21 protein-coding genes and 1 tRNA gene are annotated in these 23,627 nt (G+C 66.0%); 11 read left to right on the top strand and 11 right to left on the bottom strand.

The features are described 5' to 3' along the window. Positions 1-92 precede the first annotated feature (92 nt). Positions 93-177, bottom strand: a tRNA-Leu gene (locus D3D02_RS12930). 75 nt (positions 178-252) lie between these two features. Beyond that, positions 253-600 carry a ferredoxin gene (locus D3D02_RS12925; RefSeq protein ID WP_121570413.1) on the bottom strand — a complete coding sequence of 116 codons (348 nt, stop codon included), beginning with the start codon at positions 598-600 and terminating at the stop codon, positions 253-255. A 295-nt stretch (positions 601-895) separates the two neighbouring features. Here D3D02_RS12925 and gyrB point away from each other — a divergent pair, with 295 nt between their 5' ends. Beyond that, positions 896-2,845, top strand: coding sequence for a DNA topoisomerase (ATP-hydrolyzing) subunit B (gyrB, locus tag D3D02_RS12920; protein WP_121570412.1), 1,950 nt, complete (start codon positions 896-898; stop codon positions 2,843-2,845). After that, positions 2,846-5,401, top strand: coding sequence for a DNA gyrase subunit A (gyrA, locus tag D3D02_RS12915; RefSeq protein WP_121570411.1), 2,556 nt, complete (start codon positions 2,846-2,848; stop codon positions 5,399-5,401). A 74-nt stretch (positions 5,402-5,475) separates the two neighbouring features. Here the strand turns inward: gyrA and rocF are convergent, their stop codons facing one another. Both rocF and D3D02_RS12905 read right to left on the bottom strand, forming a co-directional pair. After that, positions 5,476-6,381 (bottom strand): arginase, encoded by a 906-nt coding sequence (rocF, locus tag D3D02_RS12910; RefSeq protein ID WP_121570410.1) that lies wholly within the window; start codon positions 6,379-6,381, stop codon positions 5,476-5,478. 58 nt (positions 6,382-6,439) lie between these two features. Next, a complete protein-coding gene (locus tag D3D02_RS12905; RefSeq protein ID WP_121570409.1) occupies positions 6,440-7,357 on the bottom strand; it encodes an NAD(P)-dependent oxidoreductase in 918 nt (305 codons plus the stop codon). A gap of 192 nt (positions 7,358-7,549) precedes the next feature. On the opposite strand from D3D02_RS12905, the gene D3D02_RS12900 reads away from it, so the two are divergent. Then, positions 7,550-8,083, top strand: a complete 534-nt coding sequence (locus D3D02_RS12900; RefSeq protein WP_121570408.1) for an Rrf2 family transcriptional regulator — start codon at positions 7,550-7,552, stop codon at positions 8,081-8,083. A gap of 191 nt (positions 8,084-8,274) precedes the next feature. On the opposite strand, the gene D3D02_RS12895 is transcribed toward D3D02_RS12900, so the two are convergent. The 3 genes from D3D02_RS12895 to cdd form a co-directional block, all read right to left on the bottom strand. Continuing rightward, the gene (locus D3D02_RS12895; RefSeq protein WP_121570407.1) at positions 8,275-9,465 is read right to left on the bottom strand and encodes an NAD(P)/FAD-dependent oxidoreductase; all 1,191 of its coding nucleotides are present in this window, start codon (positions 9,463-9,465) and stop codon (positions 8,275-8,277) included. Between the two features lie 73 nt (positions 9,466-9,538). Next, on the bottom strand, positions 9,539-10,357 hold the full coding sequence (locus D3D02_RS12890) for a nucleoside phosphorylase (protein WP_121570406.1): 819 nt from the start codon (positions 10,355-10,357) through the stop codon (positions 9,539-9,541). Positions 10,358-10,414: 57 nt separating this feature from the next. Then, a complete protein-coding gene (cdd, locus tag D3D02_RS12885) occupies positions 10,415-10,879 on the bottom strand; it encodes a cytidine deaminase (RefSeq protein ID WP_121570405.1) in 465 nt (154 codons plus the stop codon). Positions 10,880-11,002: 123 nt separating this feature from the next. On the opposite strand from cdd, the gene D3D02_RS12880 reads away from it, so the two are divergent. Then, on the top strand, positions 11,003-11,353 hold the full coding sequence (locus tag D3D02_RS12880; protein WP_233560652.1) for a hypothetical protein: 351 nt from the start codon (positions 11,003-11,005) through the stop codon (positions 11,351-11,353). Positions 11,354-11,480: 127 nt separating this feature from the next. Beyond that, entirely contained in the window at positions 11,481-11,762 is a 282-nt protein-coding gene (locus D3D02_RS12875) for a hypothetical protein (protein ID WP_121570404.1), read from the top strand. Between the two features lie 37 nt (positions 11,763-11,799). Here the strand turns inward: D3D02_RS12875 and D3D02_RS12870 are convergent, their stop codons facing one another. After that, entirely contained in the window at positions 11,800-12,393 is a 594-nt protein-coding gene (locus D3D02_RS12870; RefSeq protein ID WP_121570403.1) for a GNAT family N-acetyltransferase, read from the bottom strand. Between the two features lie 104 nt (positions 12,394-12,497). Between D3D02_RS12870 and D3D02_RS12865 the strand changes: the two genes are divergently transcribed. From D3D02_RS12865 to ileS, 5 genes are all read left to right on the top strand, one after another. Continuing rightward, positions 12,498-13,112 (top strand): winged helix-turn-helix domain-containing protein, encoded by a 615-nt coding sequence (locus tag D3D02_RS12865; protein WP_121570473.1) that lies wholly within the window; start codon positions 12,498-12,500, stop codon positions 13,110-13,112. Between the two features lie 89 nt (positions 13,113-13,201). Beyond that, positions 13,202-13,717, top strand: a complete 516-nt coding sequence (locus D3D02_RS12860; protein ID WP_121570402.1) for a bifunctional nuclease family protein — start codon at positions 13,202-13,204, stop codon at positions 13,715-13,717. 154 nt (positions 13,718-13,871) lie between these two features. Beyond that, complete coding sequence (locus D3D02_RS12855; RefSeq protein ID WP_121570401.1) at positions 13,872-14,330, top strand: hypothetical protein; 459 nt, start codon at positions 13,872-13,874, stop codon at positions 14,328-14,330. Positions 14,331-14,640: 310 nt separating this feature from the next. Beyond that, positions 14,641-15,174: a hypothetical protein gene (locus D3D02_RS12850; protein WP_121570400.1), complete on the top strand. Its 534-nt coding sequence runs from the start codon at positions 14,641-14,643 to the stop codon at positions 15,172-15,174. 83 nt (positions 15,175-15,257) lie between these two features. Beyond that, the gene (gene ileS / locus D3D02_RS12845; RefSeq protein WP_121570399.1) at positions 15,258-18,389 is read left to right on the top strand and encodes an isoleucine--tRNA ligase; all 3,132 of its coding nucleotides are present in this window, start codon (positions 15,258-15,260) and stop codon (positions 18,387-18,389) included. A 63-nt stretch (positions 18,390-18,452) separates the two neighbouring features. Here the strand turns inward: ileS and D3D02_RS12840 are convergent, their stop codons facing one another. From D3D02_RS12840 to glpA, 3 genes are read right to left on the bottom strand one after another with little or no spacing between them, the layout of a single operon-like run. Beyond that, a complete protein-coding gene (locus D3D02_RS12840; RefSeq protein WP_121570398.1) occupies positions 18,453-19,769 on the bottom strand; it encodes an anaerobic glycerol-3-phosphate dehydrogenase subunit C in 1,317 nt (438 codons plus the stop codon). Between the two features lie 21 nt (positions 19,770-19,790). Beyond that, positions 19,791-21,053 carry a glycerol-3-phosphate dehydrogenase subunit GlpB gene (gene glpB / locus D3D02_RS12835; protein WP_121570397.1) on the bottom strand — a complete coding sequence of 421 codons (1,263 nt, stop codon included), beginning with the start codon at positions 21,051-21,053 and terminating at the stop codon, positions 19,791-19,793. Then, entirely contained in the window at positions 21,040-22,821 is a 1,782-nt protein-coding gene (gene glpA / locus D3D02_RS12830; RefSeq protein WP_121570396.1) for an anaerobic glycerol-3-phosphate dehydrogenase subunit GlpA, read from the bottom strand. Before glpA ends, glpB begins: the two co-directional genes overlap by 14 nt. Before the next feature lie 117 nt (positions 22,822-22,938). Between glpA and D3D02_RS12825 the strand changes: the two genes are divergently transcribed. Next, positions 22,939-23,619, top strand: coding sequence for a phosphoglycolate phosphatase (locus D3D02_RS12825; protein ID WP_121570395.1), 681 nt, complete (start codon positions 22,939-22,941; stop codon positions 23,617-23,619). Positions 23,620-23,627 lie beyond the last annotated feature (8 nt).

The following is a 23,627-nucleotide window of genomic DNA, read 5'->3' as shown; positions in this document are numbered from 1 at the left end:
GGATGGGATTTGAACCACGGTCACAACGAAGTTGCTCCCTGATTCAAATCCCACCGTAAACGAGCGGTCCTCACTAACGCTCGGACACGCAGTGCGGGGGATGGGATTTGAACCCACGAACCCCTACGGGAGCGGATCTTAAGTCCGCCGCCTTTGGCCTAGCTCAGCCACCCCCGCGCAAGCGGGCATTCCGCGGACGGCCGGTTAGTGGTTTCGCTTCGCCTGTCGGGCGGAACGCACGTCGACGTTCACCTACCAGTCGACGCTGAGCGTCCCGTCGCCGTGCGGATCCGGTGCGATCTCCTCGTCGGTCCGGCGGTCGACGACGTGGATGACGCCTTTGTCTTTCTTCCCGGGGCAGACCTCCGCAGCGCGGATGTTCTCCTCGAGTTCGTCCTCGCCGATGAAGTACGATTTCGGATTTGCGAGACCGGATTTGATGTCCATCTCCCAGTTGTCGGCGACCTCCGCACAGCGGCCGGCCCCGATGCATTTGTTCCCCTCGAAGATGATCTTGTAGGGCTTCTCGGAGATCGGCGGGGCGTTCGACTCGTCGCCGACGTCGCTGGGCTTCAGCGGCTCGTCCTCGGCGTCGCTCATACCCGCTCGTAGCCGCGGGGTCGCCTTTGCGCTGTCGGTTCATCGAGGTCGGCACGCGGTCTCATACTGTCGGACAGCAGTTCGTGAACTGTGTTGGCACCCACAGGGTGCCGATACGCTTCACACAGTTCTGTCCGACAGTATCAGCCCCAGTAGGATGCCCTTACTGACCGCCGTGGTGCGCTCGATCGAGCGATCTGTGAAACTGCTCTCCCGAGGCGTGGTATCATACGTAGTTTCGCGCCCGCGCGTGCGAGGGTTTAAGAATGGAGGTAGCTTAACGAAGACACGTTCAATGTCACGCGATACTGAGTACGGGGCCGGGCAGATTCAGGTCCTCGAAGGCTTAGAAGCCGTCAGGAAGCGCCCGGCGATGTACATCGGGTCGACGGACTCGCGAGGGTTACATCACCTCGTCTACGAGGTCGTCGACAACGCGATCGACGAAGCGCTCGCGGGGTACTGCGACCACATCGAAGTCACGCTCCACGACGACGGCTCGGTGTCGGTCTCCGACAACGGCCGAGGCGTCCCGGTCGACACCCACGAGCAGTACGATCGCCCTGCCGTCGAGGTCATTATGACCGTTCTCCACGCCGGCGGGAAGTTCGACAACAAATCCTACCAGGTCTCCGGCGGGCTCCACGGCGTCGGCGTCTCCGTCGTCAACGCCCTGTCGAGCCGCCTCGAAGTCGAGATCAAGCGCGACGGCGCGCTCTGGCGAGACAGTTTCGACCACGGCGAACCCGAGGCGGGCGCCTTCGAGCGCGTCCGCGACCTCGGCGATGACGAGGAGACGGGCACGACCGTTCGCTTCTGGCCCGACGAGGACATCTTCGAGACGGTCGACTTCGAGTTTTCGACGCTCGAAAACCGACTTCGCGAACTCGCCTTCCTCAACTCCGGCGTCGAGATCCGACTCGTCGAAGAACCCGGCGCCGTCGGTGACGAAGACGACGAGACCGTCCCCGAGGGCCGCTCCCGCGAGTTTTGCTACGAGGGCGGTATCCGCGAGTTCGTCCGCTATCTCGACGAGACGAAGACCGTCCTCCACGACGACGTCATCTACTACGCAGACAGTGAGGACGACATCGAGGTCGAAGTGGCGCTGCAGGCAACAGAGGAACTGCAGGGCTCGATTCACGCCTTCGCGAACAACATCAACACCCGCGAGGGCGGCACCCACCTCACCGGCTTCAAGACGGCGCTGACCCGCGTCGTCAACGACTACGCCAGCGAGCACGACTTGCTGGACGACCTCGACTCCCTGAAGGGCGAGGACGTCCGCGAGGGACTGACAGCAGTCATCTCCGTCAAACACCCCGATCCACAGTTCGAGGGACAGACGAAGACGAAACTCGGCAACAGCGAAGTGCGCGGGATCACCGAATCCGTCACCCACGAGAAACTGGGGACGTACTTCGAGGAGCATCCCGACACTGCCACAGCGATCGTCAGTAAGGCGGTCGAGGCCGCGAAGGCCCGCAAGGCCGCGAAGCAGGCCGAGGAACTCACCCGCCGGAAGTCCGCGCTGGAGTCGACGTCGCTGCCGGGCAAACTCGCGGACTGTCAGAGCCGCGACCCCGCCGAGTCCGAGCTGTTCGTCGTCGAGGGCGACTCCGCGGGCGGTAGCGCAAAGCAGGGCCGCGACCGCCGCTTCCAGGCCATCCTCCCGATCAAAGGGAAGATCCTGAACGTCGAGAAACACCGGCTCGACCGCGTGCTGGAGAACGACGAAGTGCGAGCGCTCATCACCGCGATCGGCGCGGGTGTCGGTGAGGAGTTCGACATCGAGGACGTCCGCTACGAGCGGATCATCCTGATGACGGACGCCGACGTCGACGGCGCACACATCCGGACGCTGCTTCTGACGCTGTTGTATCGCCATATGCGGCCGCTCGTCGAAGCAGGCTACGTCTACGCGGCCAAGCCGCCGCTGTACCGCGTCCGCTACCGCGGGGAGACCTACGACGCGATGACGGAGGCCGAACGCGACCGCATCATCGAAGAGAAGTGCAACGGCAACCCCACGCAGGTCCAGCGGTTCAAGGGCCTCGGTGAGATGAACCCCGATCAGCTCTGGGATACGACGATGAACCCCGAGAACCGGGTTCTCAAGCAGATCACCGTAGATGACGCCGCTGCGGCGGACAAGATGTTCTCCGTGCTGATGGGCGACGCCGTCGAACCGCGCAAGCAGTTCATCAAAGACCGAGCGACCGAAGCCGAATGGGTGGACATATAGATGAGTTCTGACGCACCAGAGGCCTTCGATCCCGGGGCGGGCATCGCCGCGGAGGTCGAGACCGCACGGATCGAACAGGAGATGGAACAGTCTTACATCGACTACGCGATGTCGGTCATCGCGGGGCGGGCACTCCCGGACGTCCGGGACGGCCTCAAACCCGTCCACCGGCGCATCCTCTATGCGATGCACGAGTCGGGCATCACCGCCCGCTCCTCGCACCGAAAGTCGTCCTCGATCGTCGGCGAGACGATGGGTGATTACCACCCGCACGGCGACTCGGCGATCTACGACACGCTCGCACGGATGGCGCAGGACTTCTCGATGCGCTACCCGCTCGTCGACGGCCAGGGGAACTTCGGCTCCGTCGACGGCGACCCGCCGGCGGCGATGCGGTACACGGAGGCGCGGATGGCTCCCATCGCCGAGGAACTCCTCGACGACATCGAGATGGACACCGTCGACTTCCAGTCGAACTACGACGACCGGCTGGAGGAACCCGAGGTCTTGCCCTCGGCGTTCCCGAACCTCCTGGTCAACGGCTCTTCGGGGATCGCAGTCGGGATGTCGACGAACATCCCACCGCACAACCTGGGTGAGGTGATCGACGCGACGACTCACCTCATCGAGAACCCCGACGCCACCGTCGAGGATCTGATGGAGTACGTCAAGGGACCGGACTTCCCGACCGGCGCGAACATCGTCGGCCGCAACGCGATCCACAAGGCGTACAAGACGGGTCGCGGTCGGGTCCGCGTCCGTGCCGAGTTCGAGGTCCAGGAAGACAGAATCGTCATCACCGAACTCCCGTATCAGGAGAACAAAGCGCGGCTCGTCGAACGTATCGCCGACGACGTCAACGAAGGGAAGATCGAGGGCATCCGCGATCTGCGCGACGAGTCCGACCGCGACGGTATCCGCGTCGTCGTCGAGCTCAAGCGCGGTGCCAACGCCGAGATCGTCAAAAACCAACTGCTGGAACACCACCTCGAATCGACGTTCGGCGTCATCAACCTCGCGCTCGTCGACGGCCAACCAAAGGTCCTCACGCTGAAAGAGACGCTCGCAGAGTACGTCGAGCACCGGCGCGACGTCGTCCGTCGCCGTTCGGCGTACGAACTCGACGAGCGAAAAGAGCGCGCACACATTCTCGAAGGCCGACTGCAAGCTCTAGAGAACGTCGACGACGTCGTTTCCGTCATCCGAAACTCCGAGAGCCGTGACGACGCGAAAGCCGCACTGCGCGGCGAGCACGTCGTCGAGGCTGACGGCGAGCCGCTGCCGTCCTTCGACTTCTCGGAAGCACAGGCCGACCACATCGTCGCGATGCAGCTCGGCTCGCTCACCGCGATGGAAGCCGACGAGATCGAATCCGAGTACGGGGAGGTCCAAGAACGGATCGAGCGCCTCGAAACGATCCTCGAGGACCCCGACGAACTCGACGCCGTCGTCACAGACGAACTGTCGGAGATCAAAGACGAATACGACGACGACCGGCGGACGTCGATCATCGAAGACACCGGCACGGTCACACACGAGGACCTCATCGCCGAGGAGGACGTCGTGGTCGTCGTTACCGAGGACGACTACATCAAGCGGATGCCGCTGGACAGCTTCCGCGCCCAGCACCGCGGCGGGAAGGGGATCATCGGCACCGAATTGAAGGAAGGCGACCGGGTCTCCTCGGTGTACGTCGCGAGCACTCACGATTATCTGCTGTACTTCACCAACCACGGCCAGGTCTATCAGCTGAAGACCTATCAGGTGCCAGAGATGTCCCGCACCGCCCGCGGGAAGTCCGCCGTCAATCTGCTCGATCTCGACGACGGCGAGGAGATCACGGCCGTCGTCAACACCGCCGAGATCGAATCCGAGGAGGAGAAGTACCTCACGATGGCGACCCGGAACGGGTACGTCAAGCGGACGAGCGTCGAGAAGTTCCAGAACATCCGTTCGACGGGGATCATCTCGACGAAACTCGACGACGAGGACGCTCTCGCCGACGTCGAAGTCACCGACGGGAGTCGGGATCTGATCCTCGCGAGTCGCGACGGAATGGCGATCCGCTTCGCCGAGGACGAAGTCCGGTCGATGGGCCGCTCGGCCCGCGGCGTCCGCGGGATCGACCTGGAGGGCGGCGACGAGGTCGCCGCGCTGGCGGCCGTCGAACCCGACCGCCACGAGTGGGTCCTCACCGTCACCGAGAACGGCTACGGCAAGCGGACCGACGTCGGACAGTACCGCCGACAGTCCCGGAACGGGAAGGGCCTCATCGACATCAAGACGAACGACCGCAACGGCCGCGTCTGTGAGTTAGAGACGGTCGGCCCCGGCGACCACCTGTTCGTGATGAGCGGCGACGGGCAGATCCTCCGGACGCCCGTCGAAGACGTCTCCATCGTGGGCCGAAACACGATGGGCGTCATCGTGATGGATCTCGACGCCGGCGACGCCGTCGCGAGCGTCGACGTACACTTCGCAGCGGATGCGGAGGACGAACTGGACGACGAAGCCGAGGCCGACGCCGTCGCTGACGCCGATACCGAAGCCGAATAGCGGCGTTCAGGGCGAGCGGTCATCTCGCCGACGGTTCACCGGAAATCCGGTGTGCGGTGCCGTCGCATAGAGCGTCAGAGGATCTGTTTTCCGAGCGCGCTCGCCGCCAACTCGACCGCGAGCGACGCCGTTTCGTTGCGTTCGTCGAGAATCGGATTGATCTCGACGAGTTCGAGCGAGCGGAGAGAGTCGCGGTCGGCGACCGCTTCGAGCGCCGAGTGGGCTTCGCGGTACGTGACACCGCCGCGAACGGGAGTCCCGACGCCCGGCGCTTCACGGGGATCGAGCCAGTCGAGATCGAGGCTCACGTGGAGACCGTCTGTTCCAGTGGTGGCTACGTCGAGCGCATCGTCGACGACGTTCGTGATCCCCCGTTCGTCGATGTCGGACATCGTGAAGGTGGTCACGTCGGTCTCTGCGATCGCTTTGCGTTCGCGCTCGTCGACGTCGCGAAGCCCGACGATCGCGACGTTTTCGGGGCGCAGTCCGCTCGCGTTGGCCCACGCCACGTCGGCGAACTCGCCGATGCCGAGGACGGCCGCCAGCGGCATCCCGTGGACGTTCCCCGACGGCGACGTCTCCGGGGTGTTGCAGTCGCCGTGGGCGTCGAACCACACGACACCGATCTCGGCACCGCGTGCGGATCCGGTCACAGAACCGATCGCGACCGAGTGGTCGCCGCCGAGCACGAGCGGGACCTCGCCGTCCGCGAGTGACCCCTCGACGCGATCCGCGAGGCTCGTCACGACTTCACGGGTTTCGCGGAGAAACTTCGCTCGTCCGGAGGGGAGCGTCTCGGCGTCCGGGTCGCGTTCTTCGGCGTGCGGCGCGAGGACGTCGCCGTCGTCGACGGCGTCGACTCCCGTGCGTTCCAGTTCTTCGGCGAGTCCGGCGTACCTGATCGCCGAGGGACCCATATCTACGCCCCGTCGGTTCGCGCCGTAGTCCGTCGGCGCGCCGATGATACGAACGGTCGTCATACGTCGACCGTAGGCGTCGCTGCCACCTTACGCCTGGCGTTGCTATCCTGATCCTCGCTTACTCCAGATACGGTTCACAGACGCGGGCGACGCCCTCCTCGAAGGAGATCTGGGGCTCCCAGCCGGTCGCCTCACGCATCTTCGTGCTGTCTGCCATCGTGTCGTGGACGTAGACGTCGAGTGGGTTCTCGACGTACTCGGGGTCGACGTCGGTCCCGAGTTCGTCGTTGATCATCCCGATCATCGTGTCGAAGGTGTAGCTCTCGCCGGTGCCGAGGTTGTAGACGCCCTGGAGTTCGTGCTCGGCCGCGAGTTCGATACCGCGGACGATGTCGTCGACGTGGGTGAAATCCCGCGTCTGGGAGCCGTCGCCGAACACTTTCGGCCGCTCGCCGTTCGCGATCTTCTCGGCGAACTGCGCGACCGTGTTGGCGTACTCGCCTTTGTGTTCCTCGGCGCCGCCGTAGCCCTGATAGACGGAGAAAAAGCGCAGGCCGGCCAGCGTCATCTCGTAGTGGTGGTGGAAGTACTCGCCGTACTTCTCGCGAGCGAGCTTCGAGGCCTCATAGCAGGTGCGCGCCTCGACCGGGAGGTCTTCGGGGGAGGGCTCGGTCCGTGAGCCGTAGATCGACGACGTCGAGGCGTAGACGACGGTTTCACAGCCGTCCTCGCGGGCCTGCTCGACGGCGTTGACGAAGCCCTCGACGTTCACGCGGGTCGCCTCGCGCTTGTGGGATTCGGCCATCGTATACGAGGAGTACGCCGCGAGGTGGAACAACACGTCCACGTCCTCGGTGGGCAGGTCGTCGTCGAGGACGCTCGCGTCGACGAACTCGACCCCGTCGTCGAGATTCTCGGGCGTCCCGAGGTGGAGGTCGTCGACGGCGACGACGTCGTTCCGCTCGGCCAGGTGGTTCGCGAGATTCGAGCCGATGAATCCGGCACCCCCAGTCACGAGGATCCGTTGATCTTCCATACCGATCACACGAACGAGGATTCACAAAGCGGTACCGGATCGGTCAGCGGGAGACCCACTGCCGACGGGGCGGCGTCGGACGAGCAGAAAAACGTGACGAACGCGCCTGAATCGGAAGAAAATCGGGAGACTGTTTCACACTGTATCCATCCATCCACCGGATTTAAGACCGTATGCGGCGAACGATTGGATATGTCATCGATTGAGCTGACGTCCAGTCAGAAAACTATCCTGACCGCACTCATCAACCTTCACCGCGAGAGCGAAGACGCGGTAAAGGGCGAGGACATCGCCGCTGAAGTCGACCGCAACCCCGGGACGATCCGGAACCAGATGCAGAGCCTCAAAGCCCTCCAGCTCGTCGAAGGCGTACCTGGCCCGAAAGGTGGCTACAAGCCGACGGCGAACGCCTACGAGGCGCTCGACGTGAACCAGATGGACGAGCCGGCGTTCGTCCCGCTGTTCCACGACGGCGAGGAAGTCGAGAACGTCAACGTCGACGAGATCGACCTCTCGTCGGTCCACCACCCGGAACTGTGCCGCGCCGAGATCCACGTTCAGGGCTCGGTCCGTGACTTCCACGAAGGCGACGACGTGACTGTCGGTCCGACACCGCTCTCGAAACTCGTGATCGAGGGCGTCGTCGACGGCAAGGACGACACGGGCAACATCCTCATCCTCCGCATCAAGGATATGCGCGCGCCCGTCGGCGAAGCGTCGCACTGAGAGTACGTCACGGCTGCGACTCCGTCGGCTCTCTCCAATTCTGAGTAACCCTCTCGGTTCCTCGTTCTTCGCTGTGTCCCACCGAACAGCGCCGCTGCTCGCGAGCAGCGACGAAGCGAGAGTACGAGGAGAAAAACGGACGGGTGAGGTGGAGCCCGTCCCCGGTCAAGAGAGAGTCTCTGCAGCCGTTCTCACATACTGTCCCACGCGTCGATCGCGTGGCGCGGCGAGGCGACGTCGGCGATCCAGCGTGCGGCGATCGCCTTCTTGAGGTTTCGTGCGGCCGGTCCGCCGAAGACGCTCACCGGGAAACTCCCGAGGACGGGCAGTTTGACGTCGTGAGCGACGGCGTCGTCGCCGACGGAGACGACCGTCCCCTTGTCGTCGTGACGCCACGTCTTGAGCGGCTTGCCGGCGACGGCGCGAGCGACGTTCTCGCCGGCGACGTCGGCGGCCTGCCAGGCGGCCTGCGCCGTCGGCGGCGCGACGGAGTCGGGGCCCTGCTCGACGAGCGCGGTGTCGCCGAGTGCGAAGACGCGCTCGTCCGAGGTCTGGAAGTCCGCGTCGGCGAAGACGCGGTGGGAGCGCTCGTCCTGATCGAGATCGACGCCGTGAACCTCCTCGTGGCCGGTGATGCCGCCGGTCCAGATCAGCGTGTCGTAGGCGAGTTCCTCGGGCTCTTCGTCCTCGCCGCCGCCGAGGTAGGCGACCTCGTCGTCGACTTTCGAGATGAAGTCGCCGGTGAGGATCTCAATGTCGAGATCCTCCAGTCGCTTGCGGAGCGCGCCCTGGAGTTCCGGGTCGTTGCCCGGGAAGACCTCGTCGAGGCCCTCGACGAGCGTGACGTCGATCGGGGCGCGGTGTTCGTCGCGGTACTCGGCGATTTCGCCGGCCGTCTGGATTCCCGAGAGGCCGGCCCCGCCGACGATGATCTCCGCGGGGTCGTCGCGGGAGGCTTCCTCTGCGGCCTGCTTTACGTCCGCGTGGATCGACCGGGCGTCGTCGAGGCTCTTCAGTTCGTGGGCGTGCTCTTTGAGCCCCTCGATGCCGAAGAAGGCGGTGCTCGATCCGATCGCGAGCAGGAGGTAGTCGTATTCGATCTCGTCGTCTTCGAGTTCGACGACGCGCTCGTCGACGTCGACGTCGGTGACGTGGCCTTTGACGAACTCCGTGGACGGCGATTTGATGTCGTCGATCGGGATCGCGATCTTCGATTCGACGCTAGGATCGCGGATACAGCGGTGGACTTCGTGCAGGACGAGGTGGTAATCGTGCTCTGAGATCCACGTGAGGTCTGTCCCCGGATCGAGTTCTTCTTCGAGACGCGTGACGGCACCAGCACCCGCGTAGCCGGAACCGACGACGACGACCTGCGTACTCATAGGCGTTTCTGCGGCGGCATCCGATAAAGGAACTGCGGAATGCGGCTCGGGTTCACGTGGGAGGCAGCGTCGATCACTCGATGGAAAGCCCCGGGTGCCAGTGGTCGACGCCGGCCTCGCGCTTCGCCTCGTCCATCTTCGCGAGCAGGTGGACGGCCAGGCTCGCGGTTTCCGCCGCGCGGGATTCGCCTTCCGCTCGGAACTCACCCGTGACGCGGTTCGCGTAGACGGAGCAGACAGCCCCGGCGCGGAGCCCGTAGACGTTCGCGACGGTGAGAAGCGCAGCGGCCTCCATCTCGATGTTCTTCACGTTCGCCTCCTGGAGCTCCTGCACCAACGTCTCCGAGCCGGCCGCGCGGAACCCCTCGAAGCCGGGGCGACCCTGTCCCGCATAGAAGGAATCGGCGCTCATCGTCAGCCCGACGTGGTAGTCGTGGCCCAACCGCTCGGCGGCGGCGACGAGCGCGGCGACGACTTCGTGGTCCGCGACGGCCGGGTAGTCCTCGCGGACGTACTCCTTCGAGGTGCCTTCCTGACGGACGGCACCGGAGGTGATGACGAGGTCGCCGACCGCCATCTCGGGCTGAATCGCCCCGCAGGACCCGACACGAATGAAGGTGTCCGCACCCACGCGAGCGAGCTCTTCGATGGCAATCGCCGCCGACGGACTGCCGATGCCCGTCGACGTGACTGAGATCGGCGTCTCCTCGTAGGCCCCGGTGGCCGTGCGGTACTCGCGGTGACTGGCTCGCTCCTCGTAGTCGTCCCACAGCGCGGTGATCTTGTCGACGCGCTCGGGGTTGCCCGGGAGGAGGACGCTGTCTGCGACGTCGTCGGGGCCGACGGCGACGTGATACTGGACCTCGTCGTTCGGGTCTTCGCTGTCGCTCATAGGTACTCTCCCGGGCGCATCGAAAATATACTGTCGGCTGGGTTCGGGAAAAGCCCGCTACTGATCGGTGTCGCCGCCGCTGTCGTCGGCGTCGTCGGGCTGACCCTCTCTCTCCCGCTGCTCTGCGGCCGCAGAGAGCGTCTCCAGCGAGATCGTGTTCGGCAGGAGTTCCCCGAGCGTGTACGTCGACGTGTCGTCGCCGCCCTCGTCGCAGACGACTTCGAGGTCCGCGTCGGCGAACTCCGCGAGCGTCTGGCGACACATCCCACACGGCGTCACGCCGTCGCGGGCGCCGGAGGAGACCGCGATCCGGTCGAACTCTCGGTGGCCGTCTCGGACCGCCGACGCGATCGCGACTTCCTCGGCGTGGAGGCTGTTCGAGTAGTTCGCGTTCTCGATGTTGCAGCCGACGTACACGGTGCCGTCGGCCGTTCTGAGCGCCGCGCCGACCCGATACTCCGAGTACGGGACGTAGGCGTCTGCGAGCGCGTCGCGAGCGCGTTCGACGAGGTCGTCTGTCATCGCCCGGCGGTTCGGCCGGGGGGCGTTTGTACGTTGTCGTCCGCGGGAGACCGTCCGCGAGGGCCGTCAGCGGTCGACACGTCAAAGGGCAAGTGAAAAGCCGCTCCCGGCCGTAGCGAGCGTGTGCACTCGGATACAGACACTGACGCCGAGGGAGGCGGCGACGCGCCCGACTCGGGCGTCGAGACGGCGGACGCCGGGACGCCCGGACTCGGCCGACGAATTATGCTGGCGCTGGGCGCGACGATCGTCGCGATTTCGGGCGGCGTCGGTCTGCTCGTCGGCGGTAACGGCGCGGAGTCGGCCTCCGAGGCGGCCGTTCTGGGCACCTCGGTGACGATTCCGCTGACGCCCGGCGCGGTCGCCCTCTACGGGATCGTCGTTTCGACGCTCGTCCTCGCCGTGCTATTCGGCCTCGTCGAACTCGCCTCCCGTGCGGAGGCCGACGCTGGAGACCCGGACGCCCACCGCTAAGCGCCGCATCGAGGACCATCTCTGACGAGCGGCCTCTACGCTGACGAGCGGCCTCTACGCTGACGAGCGGCCTCTACGTGCGAGAGACAGCGCGGCGCTTTTGTCGCTGCAGTCCCGACAGCGCAGTATGGCTTCAACCACGTCGGCCGACGACCGCGCGGACGCCGCGGCGACCGACGAGGAGTTCGATCCGAACGCGCCGCTCCAATCGGAGACCGGGAACAAAAACCGCAAGCGAGCAGCCCTCGCCGTCGCGCCGTTTCTCGCGATCGGGCTCGGAAACGTCGTCTTGCTCCTCGGCTGGGGAATCGAGCCGCTGTGGGCGTTCGCGCTCCTCCCGCCGATCCTCTTCTGTACGGTCCTGGCGTACCTCGTTTTCAGCACCGACTTCCTCGACGGTCGGACCTAAGACGAGAACGGGCACCCCCCGCTCGGCGAGACGGGGCTCAGCTACCAGTGTCGTACTTGTAGGTCGCTTCGTCGGGATCGATCCCGAAGTCCTCGGCCGTCTCCTCGACGGGGACCTCGCCGTCTTCGGGTTCGTCGGCCGGGGAGGCGTTCTTGAATCGCTCGCGATACTCCTCGGGGACCGTGAAGTCATCCGCGTGCACGCGCATCGCGATGACCTCGTCGCCGCGCTCTGCTCTGACCGTTTCGAGCCGGGACGCGACCGGCTCGGGAAGGTCGCTGGACTCTAGCGGCTCGAAGTTGAACGGCGTGAAGTACGACGGCTGGCGCGTGAACGTGTAGACCGTCTCGTAGCCTTCGTCGCCCGCCTCGGCGACGAGTCGCTCGATGACGTGCGCGGCGACGCCCTGCTGTCGCCACGGCGGGAGCGTGTAGACGAACGCGAGTTCACAGAAGTTGCCGGCCTCCGTCTTGTGCACGCGAATGCGTCCGAAGCCGGCCTTACGAGAGGACTCCTCGTCGAGCGCGATCACGTAGTCCCGGGAGCGAAACGCGGGATCGTCGATTTCGGCCTCCTCGATCCTGTCGAGTAGCCAGACCTCGTCGCGATTTTTGGCGTCCCGGACGTACATACTCGGTGATACGACACCGGGATGCAAGTGTATTGCGGAGCCGTCTGTCGAACCACGGTGCACAGGCAACACCTTTGTATCGGTCTGCGTTCTACGAGCGCACGATGGCTCGTCTCTTGCCCTCCCAGTCCGAGCCCGACGTCGACGCCTCGCCGCGCGTCGTCGGACTCGACGACGACGATGCCGACGACCTGCTGTCGGCGCTCTCCTCGGGGACCGCACGGCAGATTCTCTCGACGCTCCACGAGGAGCCGACCAACCCCGCCGCCCTCGCGGATGCGGTCGATACGTCCCTGCAGAACGTCCAGTATCACATCCAGCGGCTCGAAGACGCTGGCGCCGTCGAAGTCGTCGACACGGCGTACTCGGAGAAAGGCCGCGAGATGAACGTATACGCGCCCGCAAACCGCCCGCTCGTGGTCGTCGCGGCCGACGGCGAGGAAACCGCCGGCCTCTCGGCGGCGCTCAAGCGACTGCTCGGCGGCGTCGCAGTCGTCGGGGTCGCGAGCATCCTCGCGCAGGTAGCGATCGAGGGCCTCCCGTTCGGCGCGCAAACCGGCGGGGCCGACGGAGGCGTGTCCGTCCAGACGACTGAATCGACCCGGATCGCGACCGAGACGGCCGCCAGTTCGGGGTTCCCGCCAGGGCTACTCGTGTTCCTCGGCGGGCTCACCGTCCTCCTCACGTGGTTCGCGGTCTGGTTCGTCCGCCAGCGATAGCGGCGCGACGGCGCGGCTCGCACCCTCGATCCCCTGCCCCGAAGAACGTCTCCCGTAAGTATTCGTACCCTGACCTACAAGAGGCAGGTATGAATCACCCGGGCGAGGTCGAGGGTATCGCCGTCGGCGTCGACGCGGACGGCGACAACATCCCCGCGGTCGTGGTCGCGGCGCGGTCCGAACTGTTGCCGATCGTCGTCACGGCCGATCAGGCCCGGGCGATCCAACTCGCCATCGCCGGCGAGTCCTTCGAGCGACCGCTCACACACGACCTCCTGGTGGAGATGCTCACCGAGTTCGGCGGCGCGATCGACAAGGTCCGCATCGACGACATCGCCGACGGCACCTTCTACGCGAAGATCGACGCCGAGCGGTACGACAACGGCGAGCCCCAGCGGTTCGTCTTCGATGCGCGTCCCAGCGACGCGGTCGCGCTCGCGGTCCGCGTCGACTGTCCGATCGAAGTGTCCGACGCGGTCCTCGACGAAGCCGGACAGCCGCCGGATCGGTTCGACTTCGGCGAGGGACGCGACGAGGACGTCCCCGACGAGCCCGACGACTTCGACGATTTCGACGATCTTGACGACTTCGGCGACGATCGCTGACACGGTCAGGAACCTGTATAGATCGATTCCTCACCCTCCGGGTAGCAACATATGCCACAGGTTCGTATCCGACAGTGGGACTGCCACCCGGGCCGTCTGCTGGGCATCGGTCCGTCCGCGTACCCTTATCCCGACAGAACTCGAAGGCCCCGCTATGACCCTCACCGTCGAGACCCCTCCGGTGCCCGAACTCGAAGACGCCGTCGACCCGAACGAGTACGAGGACGCGGACGTCGTCGGCGACACCGACTACCGGCGCGCGGACCTCGAAGGACTCCTCCGCGACGGCGCGTGGGCGGACGCCTTCGAGCAGTGGTCTGCCGAGACCGACGTGACCGCCGACGAGTGGGCGATCGTCCTCGACCTCGAGATGCTCTCGCACTTCGACTTCTTCTGGGACGACTTCGCCGACCGCGTAGGGTATCACGCCCCGGGGCTCCCCGAAGACTGGAAGGAGCGCGAACTACACCCCGAGATCACCTCCTGGAAGACGGTCTCAAGCATCAATGCCGGCCTGACCGAACTCGGACAGACCGTCTGTGAGGTGCTGAAAGACGACTACATCACCTGGGAGTCAGAGTACGAAGCGCCCGACGATCTGCCTGATTTCTAGCCACCTTTTTCCACGGTGGGTTTCCTCGCGGCGCGTCGCAGCGCGTCGCGCCGCTGCGGGAACCCACCGCGCAAAAACCTGGAGGGAAAAAGGCCGCTCGGCTCGCATTCGCTCGCCTCGCGGTGCAATCGGTGTGACAACCGCAGAGCGGCGCGAGCAGTAGCCCATCGCCCATCGGACTGGCCCAATTCGGTCACGGTCGGACCCACGGAAATATGTTGATGCCCCCGGGAGGTCCGTCCGTGAACCGCAGAGCCCTCCTCTCGGCGACCGCGTCGGCCGCCGCCCTGTCGATGACCGCTCTCTCGGGATGCACTGGCGCGGTGCGCCGAGAGATGAGCGACCGCGTCGTAATGGACATCGCCACGATGGTCTTTCACCCGCGTCGGAACCGTGGCTCACCGACGGCCTCTCGGCGTCCGGGGACGCGACCCGCCACGCCGCGCTCGCTCCCGAGAAGCCGTCGGACGTGTCGGCGATTTTTACAGATCAGTATCCGACGAACGAACGCACGTTCGACAACAAACTTCGAAACACCGACTACTCCTCGAACTTCATCCTGCTCTACGAGGTGCGGATGCCGCGGGTCGACGCCTACCAGGTCGCCCCGACCATCAAGTACGGCGAACTCGGCTGGACCAGCTGGCGGACGGTGACAGCGCCGATGGCGCGAGCGTCGCGGGATCCGGAAGCACTCGATATGCCACCGGAATCCGAAGATGTGATCGCGACGACAGTCGTTCGGTACAGCGCCGAGGCGACGCCCCGGCGGGTCCGCCTCCCCGTCTACGACGAGGAGACCGGCGCGCTACGTTCCGAGATGACGGTCCGAGCCGAGTCGTAACCGTCGCGCTCCGCCCACTCGGAGAACCGACCGTACGCCGCGGTTCCACGGATTTCATATACATTCGCTGGTACTCCCTCTGTATGGACGAAGTCGACGACCAGTACACGCCCGCGGAGGTCGAATCCGCGGTCGGGGAGTACTGGGACGACACCAACGCTTACGAGGCGACGAAGGAGGCCCACGCCGACGACCCCGCCTTCTTCTTCGTCGACGGCCCGCCGTACACCTCCGGCCAGATGCACCTCGGCACGGCCTGGAACAAGACGCTGAAGGACGCCATCATCCGCTACAAGCGGATGACCGGCCACCGCGTCACCGACCGCCCGGGCTACGATATGCACGGGCTCCCGATCGAGGTGAAAGTCGAGGAGGAACTCGGCTTCGAGACCAAACGCGACATCGAGGAGTACGGCATCGAGTCGTTCATCGAAGAGTGCAAGGACTTCGCCGAGCGGAACCGCGAGGCGATGGACGAGGACTTCCAGTCGATCGGCGTCTGGATGGACTGGGACGACCCCTACGAGACCATCTCGCCCGAATATATGGAAGCCGCCTGGTGGGCGTTCCAGCAGGTCGACGAACGCGGTCTCGTCGAGCAGGGCAAGCGCTCGGTGAACTACTGTCCGCGGTGTCAGACCGCCATCGCGGCCAACGAGGTCGAGTACGATGAGATCACCTCCCCGTCGATCTACGTGAAGTTCCCGCTGCAGGATCGAGAGGGAAGTCTCGTCATCTGGACGACGACGCCGTGGACCATCCCGGCGAACACCTTCGTCGCCGTCGACGGCGAGATGACCTATCAGGCCGTCCGCGCCGAGAAGGACGGCGAGGAGGAAGTCCTCTACGTCGCGGAACCCTGCGTCGAGGACGTCCTGAAGGAGGGCCGCTACGAGGACTACGAGGTCGTCGACGAGTACGAGGGCGAGGATCTGGTCGGCTGGGCTTACGACAACCCTCTCCAGTCGCACCTGAACGCGTACGCCGACTTCGAGGGCGCAGGTCAGGTCTACACGGCCGACTACGTCGAAGCCGACCGCACGGGCCTCGTCCACTCCGCGCCCGGACACGGCCAAGAGGACTTCGCTCGCGGGCAGGAACTCGGCCTCGACGTGTACGTTCCCGTCGACGGTCGCGGCGAGTTCACCGAGCAGGCCGGCGACTACGCCGGCACCTTCGTCCGCGACGCCAACGACCAGATCGTCGACGACCTCGATGCGTCGGGCGCGCTGCTCGCCTCGGGCACGCACGACCACCGGTACGGCCACTGCTGGCGGTGTGACACGGACATCATCTTCCTCGCGACCGACCAGTGGTTCATCACCGTCACCGACATCAAAGACGAACTGCTCGAGAACATCGACGACTCCGAGTGGTACCCGCAGTGGGCGCGCGACAACCGCTTCCGCGACTTCGTCGCCGACGCGCCGGACTGGAACATCTCCCGGCAGCGCTACTGGGGCATTCCGCTCCCGATCTGGCAGGCCGACGACGGCGAGTGGATCGTCGTGGGCACGCGCGAGGAGCTCGCCGAGCGCGCAGATCAGGACATCGACCCCGACGAGATCGACCTCCACCGCCCGTCGGTCGATCCGCTGACGATCACCGAGGACGGGACGACTTACGAGCGCGTGCCGGACGTCTTCGACGTCTGGATCGACTCCTCTGTCGCGACGTGGGGTACCATCGACTACCCGAGCGAGACCGAGGCCTACGAGGAACTGTGGCCCGCGGACTTCATCGTCGAGGCCCACGACCAGACCCGCGGGTGGTTCTGGTCCCAGCTCGGAATGGGCACCGCCGCGGTCGGCGAAGCGCCCTACGAGCAGGTGATGATGCACGGCTTCGTCAACGACGAGGACGGCCGCAAGATGTCGAAGTCGCTGGGCAACATCGTCACGCCCGAGGAGGCGATCGAACGCGCCGGCCGCGACCCGCTGCGGGCGTACCTCCTCAGTCACGACCAGCAGGGCGTCGATCTCTCCTTCGAGTGGAACGGATTGGGCGAGATGCAGTCGACGCTCAACATCTTCTGGAACGTCTTCCGCTTCCCGCTGCCGTATATGGACCTCGACGGCTACGACCCCGCCGAGGCCGACCTCGACGACGGCGACCGCACCGTCGTCGACGAGTGGGTGCTCTCGCGCCTGCAGTCCGTCGAAGCCGAGGCCGCCGAGGCCTGGGAGAACTTCGAGGTCAGCGACGCGCTCAACGCGGTGCTCGACTTCCTGACCGAGGACGTCTCGCGCTTCTACGTGAAGGCGATCCGCGAGCGGATGTGGGAGGAAGAAGACTCCGCCTCAAAGCGCGGCGCGTACGCCACGCTCGCGACCGTCCTCGACGAGACGATTCGCCTGCTTGCGCCCTTCACGCCGTATCTGGCAGAGCAGATGTACCAGCACCTCGACGGCGAGGCGACGAGCGTGCACGCGCTGTCGTACCCGACCGCCGACGAGACGCTGCGCGACCCCGAACTCGAACGGCAGATGGCGGTTCTCCGCGACGTCGAGGAGGCGGCCGCGAACGCGCGCCAGCAGGGCGGCCGCAAGCTCCGCTGGCCCGTCCAGCGGGTCGTCGTCGCCACCGAGGACGACGCCGTCGCCGACGCCGTCGAATCGCTCTCGGATCTCCTCGCCGAACGCGTCAACGCCCGCTCGATCGACGTCGTCTCGGAGTTCGACGAACTCGTCGAGCGCGCGGACCCCCAGATGGGCGTCATCGGGCCGGAGTTCGGCGCGGACGCCCAGAAGGTGATGGAGGCCGTGCAGGGCAAGACGCGTGCGGAAGTCGAAGCCGGCGTCGAGGTCGACGGCGAGACCTACGACCTCACCGACGAGATGGTCGAGTACGAGGCCGAACCGCCGGCGCACATCTCGGGCGCCGCGTTCGACGACGGCACCGTCTACGTCGACACCGAACTCACCGACGAGATCGAGGCCGAAGGCTACGCTCGCGACGTCGTCCGGCGGATTCAGGAGATGCGCAAGCAACTCGAACTCGACGTCGACGCCGAGATCGACACGTACGTCGACGTCGCCGACGACCGCATCGCCGAATTCGTCGACCGCCACCGCGACGTGGTCGCCGAGGAGACGCGGACCCGCGAGTTCGTCGACGGCGAGGAACTGGCGTCCGACGGCGACTGGGCGCTCGTCGAGGAGTGGGACGTCGAAGGCGTGACCGTCACGATCGGCGTCGAACCGGTCGGCGCGTAACAGACGAGCGACCGAGAGCGCCCGCGCAGGGCGAGACGCGTTCGCGCCGCGCGCGTGACCCGTTCAACACAGCGCTTCTTCGAGCAGTTGCAGCGGGTGTTTGATGTCGTAGCCCGTGCCGTGTTCCATCTGCATCGAACACGTCGGACACTCGGTCATCCCCACCTCTCCCGTCGCATCGCGCATATGTTCGAACATCTCCTCGCCGATCTTCATCGACGTCTCGTACTTCTCTTCCTTCCAGCCGTAGGTGCCAGAGATCCCAGAGCAGGAGTCGCCGACGTCCTCGATCAGGACGCCGTCGAGATCGCGGAACAGTTCGACCGCCTGACGGTCGAGCCCCTGATTGCGCGCGTGACACGGCGCGTGGTACGCGAGCGCCTGGTCGTCGACACTGGTGTCGTCGAGTGCGGCCCGTACGTCCTCGTGGATCCGGAGGTATTCGAGCGCCTCGTAGGTGTTTGCGGCGACTTCCTCGATGCCCGAGAGCTCGAACAGTTCGGGATACTCCTGCCGGAGCGACATCGAACACGACGTACAGGAGGCGACGACGTCGTAGCCCGCTTCGAGGAGATCCGAGAACTCGCCGACGTTCACTTCGGCGGCGCGTTCGGCGTCGTCGAGCATCCCGTTTGCGAACATCGGCGTGCCGGAGCAGCGCTGGCGCGGGACGACGACCTCGTAGCCGAACGACTCGAAGACGCGGACGAGCGCCTTCGCCACTTCCGGGGTGTTGTAGTTCGAGTAACAGCCGTGGAAGTACGCGATGCGCTTGTCCTCGTTTTCGACGTTCGCGCCGCCGCGCTCGTGCCACCACTCGCGGAAGGTTTGGGACGCGAACGCCGGGAAGTCGCGTTCGGAGGGGATGCCGAGGACTTTCTCGTTGATCTTCTGGACGAGGGAGTTGCCCATCACGAGGTTGGTGAGCCGCGGCACCTTGCTTCCGAGTCGCGCGAGGGTGCCGTAGTTCGCGAGGATGCGGTTCCGGACGTACTCCCGCGAGAGTTTGTCCATCTGTTCGTCGACGTACTCCCCGCGGGCGGTGTTGTGCATCTGTGAGAGCGGCACGCCCGACGGGCAGGCGTCGTCACAGCGCATACAGTTCGAACAGGACATAATCGAGTCGTCGATCTCCCCGCCCTCCTTGCGCTTGAGCCGCCACTGCTCGGGCCCCTGGAACTTCGGGCCGGGGAAGTCGTCGTCGACTTCGGCGACGGGGCAGGCGGTGTCACAGACCGAGCACTTGTAGCAGTTGTCCGCGCCCGGGCGGAGGTCCATCGTCTCGTCGCCGTCGAAGACCGAGACCGGATCGAAGTCCGTTTCGTGTTCTCGTGTCGGGTCGATTGGCTCTGTCGTGGCTGGGGTTTCTGCGTCGCTCATACTATCTGCGCTCCGTGTCGTTCATCGCGTCGCCTCCTCGCCCGCCCGTCGGCCGGCGTACGCGCCCGTCGCGAGCGAGACGCCGGCCGCGGACTTCTCGCGGGCGACATCCGCGCCGCCGAGAACGCCACCGGCGGCTCGGAGGTTCTCGAAATGCGGTTCCGCCGTGTCGTCCGTCGGCCGGAGGTCGTCGTCGGGGACGACGCCGAAGCGCGCGAAGGCGTGGTCGCCGAACGCGTCGTCTTCGGACCAAGCGTAGCGGTCCGGCGGGTGCGGGACGTGACAGTCGAAGATCGGTTCCGTGACCGACTCGCGGTCCGAGTCGATACCCTTGCCGACGAGGCCGCCGGTGGCCAAGACGACCTCCGCGGCGTGGTACGGGACGTTTTGGCCGCGGCGGTCGACGGTGACGGATTCGAGTCGGCCGTCGGCCGCTTCGTAGCCGACTGCGGGGTTTCCAGCGGAGATTCGAACGCCCGCGTCGTCGAGCGCGTCGAACAGGAGATCTTCGAGTTGCATCCCGAGAAGGCTCGGCGGCCCCGTCGGGATCTCGAAGACGGCCGCGCCGAGCCGATCCGCCAGTTCGTCGCGGACGGCCGCGGCGTGGTCGTCGCCGAGCATCGCCGGGAACCCGACCCGGTCGTAATCGAGGTCGGTCTCGGCGTCGGCAATCGCATCGGCGAGACGCTTCCGCGCCTGATCCTCGTCGGCGTCGAGTGCCTTCGCGAGGCGGGTCGTCCGCGCGTCGTCGCGGAACTCGATCGGGAATCGGACGGTCACGCCGTCGACCTCGAAGGGCACGCCGGTCGCTGCGAGATGGTCCGCGGCCACTGGCGCGTCGAAGTCGGTCAGCCCTGCAAAGCCGACGAGAAGCGTGTCCGCGGCCGCGCTCGCGAGCCCGGGCGCGACCGACTCCGGGTAGCGCGCCGTCGGCTTGATCGTCCCGCCGTGGGTGAGCACGAGGGCGTTGCGGTCGGTGTGGCCGCCCGCGTAGACGTCGCCCGCGACGTCGTCGAAGAACCGCAGTCCATCGTGAATCGACTCCGCGCCCACGACCCGGTAGGGATGGCCGTCGGGGAGGCGCTCGATGGCTTCGAAGGGGTCCGCGATGGGACCGTCGCCGCCGACGGCACCGAGCACGTCGACGAGGCCGCTAGCCTGTCGCAGCGTGCTCTTCTTGTGTGAGAGAAGGCGGACCTCCGCACCGGTTTCCGCGGCCGCGAGCGCCGCCGTCGTGCCCGCGATGCCGCCGCCGACGACGAGCACGTCCTCACGAATCGGCATCGGCTGCTCCTTCGCCCGCGTTGGTTTCGTCCGTGATGCCACCGTCGGCGACGGCGTCCTCCGACCGCTGGCCGTCCCTGGCCGCCGCCCCACCGTCCGGGCCGGCGTCGAACGCCGTGAAGTCGACCGGCTCGTCCGTCTGTGCCGGATCGCCGTCGCGGTTCATCGTCGTCGCGTGCAGCAGGTGCTTCAGCATCGCCTGTGAGAGCTGTTCACCCCACAGCGCGTGGCGTTCGCCCTTCCAGCGCTCCTGATAGAGGTCGTCGAGCGCTTTCCGGGCGACGGACTCGTCGTACTCCGGCGACAGTTCGTTCGCCATCCGATGACAGCAGAACGCCCCCTGGCAGTTCCCCATCGACGCGCGGGTGCGGAGCCGCACGGCGTTGAGCTCTGATCCGGCGTCGTCGATGGCGTCGTTGATCTCCGCGCGCGTGACGGCCTCGCACTCACACACCGTGGGGTTGGGGCCGTCCCACTCGCCGAGCACTTCGTCCGTCCGCGACCCGAGGCGCTGGGCGCTCCGCTTGCCGATCGGCGATCGGAGGCCGAACTCGTCCATCCACTCCCGGAGGACAGAGAAGTCCGCAGACCCCGGCAGCGGCTCTTCGGCCGTGTGACACTCGGCGTCGACGCCGAGTTTCTCGCAGACGTGGTCGGAAATCTGCTCGGCCATCATCCGGTACGTCGTGAGTTTCCCGCCGACGATGGAGGCCATCCCGGGCAGCCCATCGCGCTCGTCGTGATCGAGCAGGAAGAAATCACGCGTGATGTCTGTCGGATCCTCGCTTCCGACCTCGGGCGGTTCGTAGAGCGGGCGGACGCCCCAGAACGAGCGGATCGTCCGCGCCTCGTCGAGGATCGGCACGAGGTCCGAGAGCGTGTCGATCATCAGATCCACCTCCCACCCCTCCTCGGGGTAGTCCTCGGGATCTTCGACCTCCTCGTCGGTCGTTCCGAGGATGCACGTCGTCTCGTGTGGAACGACGATGTCGGCGTCGCCTTTCGGTCGACAGCGGTTGATGACCGTGTCGACCTGCCGGACGTTCATAATGGTCATCACGCCTTTCGAGGGGCGGACCGCGACTTCGACGCCGGCCATCTCGCCGATCTGCCCGGCCCACGCGCCCGTGGCGTTGACGACGTAGTCGGCGTAAAGGTTCTCGGTTTCGCCCGGATGGCCGTGGACGTACTTGCCGGACCCGGCGGCGTGTTCGACCTCCACGCCGACGACTTCGCCGTCCTCGACGAGTACGTCGGTCACTTCGCTGTTGGTTTCGACGCGTGCACCGTGTTCGACAGCGTCGGCGGCGTTGGCGACGCAGAGTCGGAACGGGTCGATCGCTCCGTCGGGAACGCGGATCGCGCGCTCGATGTCCTCGGCCAGGTACGGCTCGATCTCGCGGGCTTCCGCCGCGGAGAGCACTTCGGCTGGAATCCCGCACTCGCGACAGCCGTCGAGTTTCTGCTCGAAGTACTCGTCGGCGTCTTCGGGGCGCTGGACGAACAGGCCGCCGGTCATCTCGACGCAGTGGCTCGCGATCCGGCGCAGGACGCGATTTTCCTGGATGCACTCCTCCGCAGACGCCTGATCGGAGACGGCGTAGCGGCCGCCGCTGTGGAGCAGGCCGTGCATCCGCCCGGTCGTCCCGTGGGTGAGGTTCCCCTTCTCGACGAGCGTGACGTCGACGCCGCGCATCGCGAGGTCGCGCGCGATGCCGCAACCCGTCGACCCCCCGCCGATCACGAGGACGCGAGAGCTTTTACTCATTTCACAGTTCTATCTTGGAGGGCATCTACTTTAGGGTAGTGTCTGAGCGTCCCCACGGACGTGGACTGGCACCGAACGAGCGGTGCTCATTTTGCTCGTCGCCCCCAAACCGCGGTAATGACTACCGATACGCCGCCACTGGCTCTCGACATCGACGGGACGCTCACGGACAGCGCAGGAAGTCTCGATCCGCGCGTCTTCGAGTACCTCCCGGTATGGGACGCGCCTGTCGTCCTCGCGACGGGGAAGGCGTTCCCCTACCCGGTAAGCCTCTGTCACTACCTCGGCCTCGATCTGACCGTGATCGCCGAGAACGGCGGCGTCGTCCTCGCGGACAACGCGGTCTCGTATCAGGGCGATCGGGAGCGCGCACAGGCCGCCGCCGCCGAGTTCGTCGAGCGCGGTGGCGACCTCGGGTGGGGTGCGTTCGACGCCGTCAACGAGTGGCGCCGAACGGAGATCGCGATCGACCTCTCGGCAGACGAGGAACTCCTCCGAGAGACAGCCGCGGCGTTCGACCTCGAAGTCGTCGACACCGGCTACGCCTACCACCTCAAGACGCCGGGCGTCGAGAAAGGAACGGGGCTGAAAGCCGTCGCTGAGACGCTCGGCCGCGATCCGACCGAGTTCGTCGCCATCGGCGACAGCGAAAACGACGTCTCGACGTTCGAAGTCGCCGGCCGGTCGTACGCCGTCGCGAACGCCGACGAGGCCGCCAAAAACGCGGCGGACGTCGTCGTCGAGGAATCGTACTTCGACGGCACGGCGTCGATTCTCGAATCGCTCGCGGCGACGTGAGCACGACC

The organism is Halobellus sp. Atlit-38R (assembly GCF_003665925.1).
Lineage (GTDB): Archaea > Halobacteriota > Halobacteria > Halobacteriales > Haloferacaceae > Haloquadratum > Haloquadratum inordinatus.
This window is presented reverse-complemented; position numbering and strand designations above follow the sequence as displayed.